This is a genomic window from Pandoraea sp. SD6-2 (genome assembly GCF_000389825.1).
In the GTDB taxonomy this organism is placed as follows: Bacteria; Pseudomonadota; Gammaproteobacteria; order Burkholderiales; family Burkholderiaceae; genus Pandoraea; species Pandoraea communis.
This window is the reverse complement of sequence record NZ_KB944454.1, coordinates 859,556-870,891: the sequence shown is the minus strand read 5'-3', so window position 1 is coordinate 870,891 and position 11,336 is coordinate 859,556. Positions and strand designations below refer to the sequence as shown.

The 11,336-nt window shown below is 64.2% G+C and carries 9 protein-coding genes; 7 read left to right on the top strand and 2 right to left on the bottom strand.

Annotated elements, in window-relative coordinates:
• Positions 1-18: 18 nt before the first annotated feature.
• Positions 19-1,110 (top strand): type II secretion system F family protein, encoded by a 1,092-nt coding sequence (locus tag C266_RS20360; RefSeq protein WP_010805623.1) that lies wholly within the window; start codon positions 19-21, stop codon positions 1,108-1,110.
• 2 nt (positions 1,111-1,112) lie between these two features.
• Positions 1,113-2,003, top strand: coding sequence for an A24 family peptidase (locus tag C266_RS20355; RefSeq protein ID WP_010805622.1), 891 nt, complete (start codon positions 1,113-1,115; stop codon positions 2,001-2,003).
• On the opposite strand, the gene C266_RS20350 is transcribed toward C266_RS20355, so the two are convergent.
• Complete coding sequence (locus tag C266_RS20350) at positions 1,974-3,662, bottom strand: GMC family oxidoreductase (protein ID WP_010805621.1); 1,689 nt, start codon at positions 3,660-3,662, stop codon at positions 1,974-1,976. The genes C266_RS20355 and C266_RS20350 overlap by 30 nt on opposite strands.
• A 292-nt stretch (positions 3,663-3,954) precedes the next feature.
• Here C266_RS20350 and C266_RS20345 point away from each other — a divergent pair, with 292 nt between their 5' ends.
• Both C266_RS20345 and C266_RS20340 read left to right on the top strand, forming a co-directional pair.
• Positions 3,955-5,619: an isovaleryl-CoA dehydrogenase gene (locus C266_RS20345; RefSeq protein ID WP_010805620.1), complete on the top strand. Its 1,665-nt coding sequence runs from the start codon at positions 3,955-3,957 to the stop codon at positions 5,617-5,619.
• A gap of 188 nt (positions 5,620-5,807) precedes the next feature.
• On the top strand, positions 5,808-7,172 hold the full coding sequence (locus C266_RS20340) for a coniferyl aldehyde dehydrogenase (protein WP_036663913.1): 1,365 nt from the start codon (positions 5,808-5,810) through the stop codon (positions 7,170-7,172).
• Positions 7,173-7,309: 137 nt separating this feature from the next.
• On the opposite strand, the gene metK is transcribed toward C266_RS20340, so the two are convergent.
• Positions 7,310-8,488, bottom strand: coding sequence for a methionine adenosyltransferase (metK, locus tag C266_RS20335; protein ID WP_010805618.1), 1,179 nt, complete (start codon positions 8,486-8,488; stop codon positions 7,310-7,312).
• Between the two features lie 187 nt (positions 8,489-8,675).
• Between metK and C266_RS20330 the strand changes: the two genes are divergently transcribed.
• The 3 genes from C266_RS20330 (at position 8,676) to C266_RS20320 (ending at position 11,288) form a co-directional block, all read left to right on the top strand.
• On the top strand, positions 8,676-9,572 hold the full coding sequence (locus C266_RS20330) for a lipid A biosynthesis lauroyl acyltransferase (RefSeq protein WP_010805617.1): 897 nt from the start codon (positions 8,676-8,678) through the stop codon (positions 9,570-9,572).
• 44 nt (positions 9,573-9,616) lie between these two features.
• On the top strand, positions 9,617-10,468 hold the full coding sequence (gene dapF / locus C266_RS20325) for a diaminopimelate epimerase (RefSeq protein WP_010805616.1): 852 nt from the start codon (positions 9,617-9,619) through the stop codon (positions 10,466-10,468).
• A gap of 151 nt (positions 10,469-10,619) precedes the next feature.
• Positions 10,620-11,288, top strand: a complete 669-nt coding sequence (locus C266_RS20320; protein ID WP_010805615.1) for a DUF484 family protein — start codon at positions 10,620-10,622, stop codon at positions 11,286-11,288.
• Positions 11,289-11,336 lie beyond the last annotated feature (48 nt).

Sequence of the window (11,336 nt, the reverse complement as noted above, 5' to 3'; positions counted from 1 at the left end):
AACGCAGCGCTATTCCCTATGCTCGAAGCCGCCAATCGTCTGCTTGCCAAGCTGTCCCCCGCGCGGGACCCGTATCCGGGTCTGAACCGGGCAAAGCGCCATTTTCGCAAGATGCGCGCGAAGTTCTACAGTGACTTCGCCGATGCCATCGAAGATGGTGCGAATCCGTTCGAACTCTTCTCCCGCCGGTGTGCGCGTGCGAAGGAGCGGCGCAATCTGATGGCGCCGCTTTATGCCTTGTGGCGTGACCGCGCCAGCTCGAAGAACTTGCGCAAGTCGTGGGAAGGCACCATTCCCGACGAAGATCTGATTGTGATTTCCGCCGGCGAGAAGGGCGACCTGCCGGGCGCGCTGCGATTTCTGGCACGCGTGGTCACGCTCCAGCAGCAGACGCGCGCGGCGATTGCCGGCGCCGTGGTGCTGCCGATTTTCATGTCGGTGCTGCTCGCCGCCATTCAACTGGGGGTGGCCTACGGCATGATGCCGATCATGATCGAGATCATGCCGCCCGAGCAGTTCCCGCTGATCGGTACGGGGTTGTACATCGTGTCGGGATTCGTCGCGAACTGGTGGCCGCTGCTTTATGGCGTGCCGCTGCTGGCCGTGGTGGCCGTGTTGTTGTCGCTCAGTCGATGGACGGGACCGTTGCGGCGGCGCGTCGATAACTTCGGGCCGTACGCCGTGTATCGCGACGTGCGCGCCGGTGAGTTTCTCGTGTCGCTTGCCGCGCTGACCGGCGCGAAGACATCGGTGTTCGATTCCGTGTCGCTGCTGCTCGCAGGGGCTTCGCCCTGGATGCGCTCTCATTTGCTGCGCATGCGTGCGTCGCTCAAGAGCGAGCGGAGCATGGTCAAGGCGATGGATACCGGCATCTTCAACGAGGAGGTCTTCGATCGTCTGGTCGAATACTCGGGACGTTCCAACTTCGACGCCGGCATTCGCAAGATCGGTCTGATGACCATCGAGGAAGTTGCCGAGCGCATCAAGATGCGTTCCGCCGCACTTCGCTCCGTGCTGATGGCGCTCGTCGGTCTGACCATCATCTTCACCGTGGCCGGTATGCTTCAGATCGGACACGCGGCGGGTGAGTACGCGGAATCGATGTTCTGACGATGGCGTCGCTCATCGAACTCATGTGGCACGAATTCCGGGCGCTGCCTCGTGAAGCGGTCGTCGCAGCGATGGCCATGCTGGGGCTGTTCGTGGGGAGTTTTCTGAACGTCGTGGTGCATCGTCTGCCGCGTATGCTCGAGGCGCAGTGGGCGCATGAGAGCGCTGCGTGGGCCGGGCAGGCGCCACCGGTCACGCCCACGTTCAATCTGGCGTGGCCGCCGTCGCGCTGTCCGCATTGCGAGACACGCATCCTGGCGCGCTATAACTTCCCGGTGCTCGGCTTTCTTCTTCTGCGCGGCCGTTGCGCGCAGTGCCGCTCGGGGATTTCTCTGCGCTATCCGCTCGTTGAACTCACCGTCGCGGTCATGTTCGCGGGTATCGCATGGCAGTTCGTGCCATCGATGCAGTACCTCACGATGCTGGCGTGGTGCGGTTTCGGCGCAGTGCTGCTGGCGCTCACGCTGATCGACAGCGACACGCGGCTGCTTCCCGATGCGCTCACGTTGCCGCTGCTGTGGGCCGGCCTGTTGTGCAGTATCGCGGGGCTGACGTTACCCATCGACGATGCCGTGCTTGGCGCAGCATTGGGCTACGGCGTCATGGGAATGATCGCCGGCGCATATCGAGTGCTGACGGGCGAGCACGGACTCGGCGGTGGCGACGCAAAGCTTGTCGCGGCGTGTGGCGCGTGGCTCGGCTGGATTGGCGTGCCGTTGATGCTGGCATTCGGTGCCGTCGCGGCGACACTCGCCTTCGCGGTGCTGGGGCTGTGGCGCGGCCGCGCGCTGCGCGAGCCGCTGCCTTTCGGTCCGTGGCTGAATCTGGGGGCGCTGACTAGCCTGTTGTGGGGCGAGCCGTTCCTAAACCTGTGGCTGCGCACGGGTGGCTAACACAATCGATTCGGCCGAAGGCGTGCGTGATGCGTCCACGGCTGCCGGGTCATCGTGTGGCACCGGCGCCAGCACACGTCCCAGCATCAGATCCGCCGCCTTTTCTCCGATCATCATCGACGGTGCGTTGGTATTGCCGCCGATGAGTGTCGGCATGATCGATGCGTCGACCACACGCAGCCCCTCCACGCCACGCACCTTCAATTCCGGGTCGACGACCGACGCCGCATCGCTGCCCATCCGGCATGTGCCGACCGGGTGATAGATGGTGTCGGCGCGTGCCCGGATCAGGGCCGTGAGCGCCTCGTCCGACTCGATGCCCCGGCTGTGCAACTCCTGCCCGCCGAACTGCGCGAGCGATGGCGCCGCGAGAATCCGCCGAATCACGCGCGCACCGCGCAGCAACGTGTCGACGTCCTCTTGTGCTTGCAGGAATGCCGGATCGATTTGCGGGGCGTCGCGCATGTCGGCGGAGGCGAGCGTCACGCGTCCGCGGCTCTTCGGACGCAGCACGCACGCATGCAGCGACATGCCGCGCCGTAAATGCAGTCGACGATTGTGGTTGTCGCAAATACCCACGAGAAAGTGCATCTGCAAATCGGGGCGCGCGAGGGCGGGATCGCTCTTGAGGAAGCCGCCCGCCTCGGCGATATTGCTGGCGAACAAGCCGCGCTTGTCACGCAGATAATCTAGCCCCTGGGTGAGCAGATGCCACAATCCGGCCGGCGTATAGCCCACGAGATCGCGGTGCGCGACGTACTTGTTGATGATGAAGTCGATGTGATCTTGCAGATTCTCACCAACGCCCGGCGCGTCGACGCGCACTTCCAACCCGTGCGAGCGCAGATGCCCGGCGGGGCCGATGCCTGAGCACATCAGCAACTGCGCCGAGTTGAACGCGCCCGCGCTCAGTACCACCTCCGCTCGCGCACGAATCGTCTCCAGGGCGCCGCGACGTTGCAGTTTGACGCCCGTCGCCCGTTTTCCATCGAAGACGATGCGCTGCACAAGCGCGCCGGTGATGACATGCAGATTCGCCCGCGATTTCCCGTGCAGATAGGCGCGCGCGGCATTCCATCGCTCGCCGTCTTTCTGCGTCACCTGATAGACGCCAGCCCCTTCGTATTGCGCGCCGTTGAAGTCGTCGCTGACCGGAAACCCGGCTTCGCGCGCCGCCTCGACATAGTGTCTCGAAAACGGGTTCACCGTGCGTAGATCCGAGACGTTGAGCGGGCCGCCGGTGCCGTGCCAGGCGTTGGCGCCGCGCTCGTTGTGCTCGCTGCGACGGAAGTATGGCAGCACGTCGTCCCATCCCCAGCCGGGGCAGCCGGCCTGTGCCCAATCGTTGTAATCGTCCGGATGGCCGCGGGTGTAGATCATCGCGTTGATCGAACTCGAGCCCCCCAGCCCGCGCCCGCGTGGCTGGTAGCCCTGGCGTCCCGTGAGTCCCGCCTGCGGTGTGGTGCGATACCCATAGTTGCGACGCGACCGGAACGGCACGAGCGCCGCGATGCCGAGCGGCAGCCGTACGAGAAAGCTGTCGTCGGGGGGGCCGGCTTCGATGAGCGCGATCGTGCGCTGCGGTGCGCCGTCGGCCAGCCGCGCGGCCAGCGCGCAACCGGCAGAGCCGCCGCCGACAATGACGTAGTCATAGTCCATGCTGTCATCCTCCCTTGGATGGGCACTGCATCAACTGGGTTGTTGATTTCCTGTTCGCTGCGTTTTTGCTTATCGTTCTACGCGCATTTTTGGGGGGCCGCACCTGCGCGATTCGCTCCCCGTGGGTGACGTCTTGCAGCGGCACTTATTGTAGACAGACATCCCCTGTGCCCGGGGGCGAAGTGAAGCATTCCTCTAATTTGTGTGAATGGGGGAGACCTAGCCGCTATGATGAAAAGATGCACTTGAGGTGACCGTCCCAAGTTCGGCATATGGGCATACGGAGACACGGATGACTGAAGCCTGGCAGACCCACGACGTCACCAATCAGGTGCCGCCGCTCACGGATTACAACCTTTACGCCACGGATACCGCCCTGCAAGCCGCGGTGGCGGTTTTCAATGCCGACTGGCATGCGAAGACGCTGTATCGTCAGGGCGCGCGTCTGGGCGAAGCCGAGGTCCAGCAATGGGCGCAGATGGCCAATCGTTATGCGCCGGAGCTGCAATCGTTCGATTCGCAAGGCAATCGCATCGATCAAGTTGAGTTTCATCCCGCGTGGCATGCGCTCATGGGCCTGTTGCGCGGTGCACAACTCCAGTCGTTGCCATGGGCACATCCGCGCGGCGGCGTGATGGCGGCGCGTACGGCGTCGTATTTTCTGCACGCCCAGAACGAGGCGGGCGCGTTGTGTCCCACGACCATGACGTTCGCGAGCATTCCGGTGCTTGCCCAGGAGCCTTTGCTCTTCGCGTCGATCAAGGACAAGTTGCTCGCACCGCAGCACGATCCGCGCGATGTGCCGCTCGCACAGAAGCACGCCATTCTCATCGGCATGGGGATGACGGAGAAGCAGGGCGGATCGGACGTGCGCACCAACACCACCACGGCAACCGAGCGCGGCGACGGTACGTTTTCGCTGGTCGGTCACAAGTGGTTCTTCTCGGCGCCGCAGTGCGATGCGCATCTGGTGCTCGCACGCGATAGCGACAGCGATGCGCTCTCTTGCTTCTTCGTGCCGCGCTACACGCCGGACGGCCGCAAGAACGCCGTGCAGATTCAGCGTCTCAAGGACAAGCTGGGCAACCGTTCCAACGCGAGCAGCGAAGTCGAGTTTCAGGGCGCGTATGGCACGCGCGTCGGCGCGCCGGGGCGAGGCATTCCCACGATCATCGAGATGGCGACATACACGCGGCTCGATTGCGTGATCGGCAGCGCGGCGATGATGCGCGCCGGCGTCGTGCAGGCGATTCATCACGCAAGGCACCGTACGGCATTCGGTGCGAAGCTCATCGATCAGGATCTGATGACGACGGTGCTCGCGGATCTCGCGCTGGAATCGGAGGCCGCGACGTGGCTGGCGATGCGCCTCGCGCAGGCGTTCGATGCGAACGCCTCCGACGACGATTCACCGGTTGAGCGTGCCTGGCGGCGTATCGTGCTTCCCGCGGCGAAGTTCTGGGTGTGCAAGCGCGCGCTCGAACTGGCCGGCGAATGCATGGAAGTGTGGGGCGGTAACGGCTATGTGGAAACGGGGTCGCTCGCGCGACTGTATCGCGAGGCCCCCGTCAATTCGATCTGGGAAGGCTCGGGCAATGTGATGTGTCTTGACGTGTTGCGTGCCATCGGCCGCGAGCCCGACGTTGCGCAGCACTGGTTCCAGTGGCTCGAAAAGCGCACCGGGTCGCATGCGACGTTGCGTGCCGCGTTGGGGCAACTGCATGGCTGGCTGGCCGCCGATCCCGCAACGCATGCGGTGCGTGCGCGCGCCATTGCCCAGCAGATCGTCTTGTTGTCGCAGGCGGCGTTGCTGCTCGAACATGCACCCGCCGAATTGGCGCACGGTTTCATCGAGAGCCGCTTCTCGAGCGCCGGGGGACGGGTTTATGGTGTCATGCCGGACACGCTCGCGGCAGGTGTTCAACGTGCCTGGCTCGACCGGGCGTTTCTCGCATAACGCATGAAATACATCGGTCTGCGCCGGACGGCATGCAGGCCGGCCGCTGGCGGTCACAGGGAGGAGACGGCATGGGACATAACCTTGAACTGGACAGTTTGCATGAGGCGGGGCCGGTGACGTCGGCGCAGGATACCTCCGCCGACGAGGACGTTGCGCGCGCGCTGCTGTCCCCCCGTTTCGACGCGATGCGCCGTGCCCACGACGCCTCGCCGCACGTCGACTGGCCCACGCGCAAGCGTCATTTGAAGGCGCTGCAAGCGATGCTGCACAAGTATCGCGAGCCGTTCGCCAACGCCATCGATGAAGATTTCGGCGGCCGCTCGGTGCATGAAACGGACATGCTCGAGCTATTCCCGTCGCACGGCAATCTGAAGCATGCCCTTTCGCACACGCGTCGCTGGATGCGTGGCTCGCGAGGCTGGGCCAATCTCTGGCTGCTGCCTGCGCGGCGGGCGGTCGTCCCGCAACCCTTGGGTGTCGTCGGCGTGATCGTGCCGTGGAATTACCCGCTGTTCCTCGCCGTCGGCCCACTGACCGACGCACTGGCGGCAGGCAATCGCGTGATGATCAAGGTGTCGGAAGTCACGCCACGTTTTGCCGAGGTTTTCGCGGCGGCGGTGGCCGAGACGTTTGCGCCGGAATGGGTGACGGTCGTGACCGGCGATGCGCAGGCCGCCCGCGCGTTTTCGACGTTGCCGTTCGACCATCTGCTGTTCACCGGGGCGACGTCCATCGGCCATCATGTGATGCGTGCGGCGAGCGAGCATCTCACCCCCGTGACCCTCGAACTAGGCGGCAAGTCGCCTGCCATCATCGGGCGGGGTGCACGTTGGGAGCATGCCGTGGAGCGCATCATGCTCGGCAAGCTGGTCAACGCGGGGCAAACGTGCGTGGCACCCGACTACGTACTCGTGCCGCGCGAGAAGCTCGATGCTTTCGTGGCGACGGCGAAACAGGTGGCGGCACGTCTTTACCCGGATGCCGTAAACAATCCGCAGTACACGAGCATCGTGTCGGCACGGCACTTCGAACGGTTGTCCGGGCTGGCGGCCGAGGCGGCGGCGCAGGGCGCCACGTCGTATGAGTTGTTCGATACCCCGGCACAGGCGTCGCGCAGACGTCTGCCGCCCGTGGTGCTCACCGGCGTGCACGACGGCATGCGCGTAATGCGCGAAGAGATCTTCGGGCCGTTGTTGCCCGTGGTGCCCTACGACGACCTGGACGCCGCTATCGCGTATGTGAATGAGCGTCCGCGTCCACTGGCGTTGTATGTGTTCGATACCGACAACTCGCGCATCGATCAGGTGGTGGACAGCACGATTTCCGGCGGCGTGACGATCAACGACACGCTGCTGCACGTTGCCGAGCATGCCCTCCCGTTCGGTGGGGTGGGCGCATCGGGCATGGGCGGGTATCACGGCGAGGCGGGCTTTCGCACGTTCTCCAAAGAGAAGCCGATTTTCCGGCAGGCGCGCTGGAACGGTGCCGGACTGCTCAATCCGCCCTACGGCAAGGTGTTCGCCGCGATGATCCGGCAGTTGCTGCGCTGACGGATCTCTGCCGGAAGCCCTCGCGTCGGGCGACGGGCGCCGGGACAAAACAAAACCCCCGCCGGTTTGACCCGGGCGGGGGTTTTGTTTGACGCTCACCGGTTTCGACCGGTGAGCGCCGGGTCACGCACTCTCGATCAGGCCACGGCGCGCAGGCCAGCGTCGGCCAGCAGGGCGTCGGCGCGATCGGTCGCTTCCCACGAGAATTCCGGCTCTTCGCGGCCGAAGTGACCATAGGCGGCGGTCTTCTCGTAGATCGGGCGCAGCAGGTCGAGCATCTGGATGATGCCCTTCGGACGCAGATCGAAGTGCTTCTCGACCAGCTCGGCGATGCGCTGATCGCTGATCTTGCCGGTGCCGAAGGTGTTGACCATGACCGACGTCGGACGGGCCACGCCAATGGCGTACGAGACCTGAATCACGCATTTCGTGGCCAGACCGGCGGCCACGATGTTCTTCGCAACGTAACGCCCGGCATAGGCCGCCGAACGGTCGACCTTCGACGGGTCCTTGCCCGAGAACGCGCCACCGCCGTGCGGTGCGGCGCCGCCGTACGTGTCGACGATGATCTTGCGGCCCGTGAGGCCGGCGTCGCCTTGCGGGCCACCGATCACGAAACGGCCGGTCGGGTTCACCAGGAACTTGATATCGCCCTTGATCAGGTCGGCCGGCAGCACCGGCTTGATGACTTCTTCGATCACGGCTTCGCGCAGGGCTTCCAGACCGATGTCAGGCGCATGCTGCGTCGAGAGCACGACGGTGTCGATGCTGTGCGGACGGCCGTTTTCGTATCTGATGGTGACCTGGGACTTGGCGTCCGGGCGCAGCCAGGGCAGACGGCCATCGCGGCGCACTTGCGACTGGCGCTCGACCAGACGGTGCGACAGGTAGATCGGCAGCGGCATGAGTTCCGGCGTTTCGTCGCAGGCGTAACCGAACATCAGGCCTTGGTCGCCGGCCCCTTGATCGAGGTTGTCGTCATGCGCGCGGTCCACGCCCTGGGCGATGTCCGGCGACTGGCGGTCGTAGGCGACCAGCACCGCGCAACCCTTGTAATCGATACCGTAGTCGGTGTTGTCATAACCGATGCGGCGAATCGTATCGCGTGCGACTTGCTGGTAGTCGACTGTGGCGGTCGTGGTGATTTCGCCAGCCAGCACGACAAGGCCCGTGTTGCAAAGCGTCTCGGCAGCAACGCGGGCGTATTTGTCTTGCTTCAGGATGGCATCGAGAACGGCGTCAGAAATCTGGTCAGCGACCTTATCCGGGTGACCTTCAGAAACCGATTCGGAGGTAAAGAGATAATCGTTCGCCACTTCTGGCTCCTCTAAATGAACTTGGCGACTCACGTAGCCGTCATCGGAGGGGAAGCGGCGACGCTTTAGCGGAAAGTTGGTCGAATGTGCTGCCTGATAGGGTGGCCCACTCGAATCGCCCCGCAAGTTGTCAGTTAACTCGGCGATGTCGATTATTATACGCCCCTGAAGAAATTTTGCTGGCGACATGGCAACTACTCCCAAGAAGTCCATCGGCTATTACCTTAGCGTTGGCCTGCTGCGCGGGCTGAATCTGCTCCCTTATAGTTGGGTCGCGCGTTTCGGCGCCGGCCTGGGTCGGGTGCTTTACGCGCTTCCTAGCTCGCGCAAGCGTGTGGTGCACACCAATTTGCGTCTGTGTTTCCCCCATTGGGACGACGCGACGCGCGAGCGCGTTGCCAAGGCGTCTTTCGTGCACGCCATTCGCAGCTATGCGGAGCGCAGCGTGCAATGGTTCGCCGACGGCAAGAAGCTTGAACGGCTTATCGAACTCGACTCGGCGGTCGATCTGCGCGACCCGAACATGCCGCCGACGATCCTGCTCGGATTCCACTTCGTCGGCATCGAGGCGGGCTCGGTGTTCATCAATTACTCGCTGCACCGGCCTTGTGCCTCGCTCTACACGCCGATGTCGAACCCGGCGTTCGACGCCATGGCGCGCGAGCAGCGCGGCCGTTTCGACGCAGAAATGATCCCGCGCGGCGACAGCGCCCGCGACGTACTGCGTATGTTCCGTAAGGGCAAGCCGGTCATGCTGGCGGCCGATATGGACTACGGCGCGCGAAACTCGACGTTCGTGCCGTTCTTCGGCGTCCCGGCCTGCACGCTGACGTCGGTTTCTCGCCTCGCCGAAGTTGGCCGGGCGCAGATCCTGCCGTTCATCGGCGAGGTGCTGCCTAATTACAAGGGCTACCGTCTCAAGGTGTTCCCAGTGTGGGAAAACTACCCGAGCGGCGACCCGGACGCCGATGCGCGCCGCATGAACGCGTTCCTCGAAGAACAGATTCTCAAGATGCCGGAGCAGTACTACTGGGTGCACAAGCGCTTCAAGACGCGTCCGCCCGGCGAGCCGGGCGTGTATTGACCGGTGCCGGATGCGCGTCGATCTTCTCCACTACAATAGCGGGCATGAAGCTTAAATTCACCAAGATGCAAGGTGCCGGTAACGACTTCGTCGTGATCGACGGCATCTCGCAGACCATCGATTTCACGCCCGAACAGTGGCGTGCGCTCGCCGACCGTCATTTTGGCGTCGGCGCGGATCAGCTTTTGCTTGTCGAACACTCGACGTTGCCGGGCGTGGATTTCCGCTACCGCATCTTCAACGCCGACGGCGGCGAGGTGGAGCATTGCGGTAACGGCGCGCGCTGCTTCGTGAAGTTCGTGCACGACACGGGCTTGACCGACAAGCGCTCGGTGCGCGTCGAAGTGCAGCAGGGCGTGATTTCGCTGACGATGCGCGACGATGGTCAGGTCAGCGTGGATATGGGCGCCCCGATCCTCACACCGTCCGACGTGCCGTTCGATGCCAGTGGTCTGGAAGGCCGCCGCGAAGGCGACGACACGCTCTGGCCGCTCGACGTGGCTGGCAAGACGACGTGGATTTCCGTAGTCTCGATGGGCAATCCGCACGCCGTGCAAGTGGTGGATAACGTCGATACCGCCGCAGTGGAGACGGACGGCCCGCTGATCGAGCGTCACGCCCGCTTTCCGCGCCGCGTGAACGCCGGTTTTCTGCAGGTGGTGGACAAGCATCGGGTGCGTCTGCGCGTGTACGAGCGCGGTGCCGGCGAGACGCTCGCCTGCGGCACCGGTGCGTGTGCGGCTGCGGTGGCGGGCATTCGCCGCGGGCTGCTGAGCGCGCCCGTGGCCGTCGAAACGCATGGCGGCACGCTCACCATCGACTGGGACGGCGCAAGCGGCCCGGTCATCATGACGGGGCCGGCCGCCACGGTCTTTGAAGGCACGATCGAGATCTGACGTAAAACGCCGGCGACGGCGCGGTGCCCGGAGCGCAGGGCAGTACGATATTGGTTTCTCACGGATTCTGATTTAGCGACCCAGGCGGCCGCGGGCCACCCTTGTGCTCGAGGGCGGCTGGCAGCAGTTGACGAACAGCAGACGGACACTCATGAACGACCGAGATATTGCGGAATACCTGATCGCGCATCCCGACTTCTTCGAGCGCCATGCCGAATTGCTGGCCGGTGTGCGGCTCACCAGCCCGCACGGCCAGCGTGCGGTGTCGCTGCAAGAGCGCCAGATCGAGATGCAGCGCGAGAAGACCAAACAGATCGAGCGACGCCTCGCCGAACTGATGCGCTATGGTCACGAAAACGACGACATCTCGGCAAAACTGCATCGCTGGACCCTCGGTCTGCTCGGTGAGCGCGATCCTCATGCCCTGCCCGATGCGATTGCCCGGGGTCTGCGCGACGTCTTCGACGTGCCGTTTGCGGCAGTGCGTCTCTGGAACGTAGCCGCACCCTATCAACCCGCCGACTTCGCCCGCAGCGTGAGCGAAGAGGTGAAGATCTTCGCGTCGAGCCTGGCCACGCCGTATTGCGGCGCCAATACCGGCTTCGAAGCGGTGACGTGGCTAGGTGCGTCGAGCGATCCGGCGTCTGTCGCATTGCTTGCACTGCGCGATCCGCAAATGCCTGAAGGTCCGATCTTCGGCCTGCTTGTCATGGGGTCGGAAGACGCCCGCCGTTTCCACGAAGGCATGGCGACCGATTTCCTGACGCAGATCGGCGAGTTGGCGGGGGCGGCGCTCGGCAAGCTGCGCGCAGACGACTGAGCAACTCATGCCCGCCGGGTCCGTGGCGAGCTGACGACTTCATTTCCG

What these genes read in the sequence shown, in the direction of transcription:
- C266_RS20360 (WP_010805623.1), top strand. Translation starts at nt 19, where the DNA reads ATGCTCGAAGCCGCCAATCGTCTGCTTGCCAAGCTGTCCCCCGCGCGG.
- C266_RS20330 (WP_010805617.1), top strand. Translation starts at nt 8,676, where the DNA reads ATGGCAACTACTCCCAAGAAGTCCATCGGCTATTACCTTAGCGTTGGC.
- C266_RS20350 (WP_010805621.1), bottom strand. Translation starts at nt 3,662, where the DNA reads ATGGACTATGACTACGTCATTGTCGGCGGCGGCTCTGCCGGTTGCGCG.
- C266_RS20320 (WP_010805615.1), top strand. Translation starts at nt 10,620, where the DNA reads ATGAACGACCGAGATATTGCGGAATACCTGATCGCGCATCCCGACTTC.
- C266_RS20345 (WP_010805620.1), top strand. Translation starts at nt 3,955, where the DNA reads ATGACTGAAGCCTGGCAGACCCACGACGTCACCAATCAGGTGCCGCCG.
- dapF (WP_010805616.1), top strand. Translation starts at nt 9,617, where the DNA reads ATGAAGCTTAAATTCACCAAGATGCAAGGTGCCGGTAACGACTTCGTC.
- C266_RS20355 (WP_010805622.1), top strand. Translation starts at nt 1,113, where the DNA reads ATGGCGTCGCTCATCGAACTCATGTGGCACGAATTCCGGGCGCTGCCT.
- C266_RS20340 (WP_036663913.1), top strand. Translation starts at nt 5,808, where the DNA reads ATGCGCCGTGCCCACGACGCCTCGCCGCACGTCGACTGGCCCACGCGC.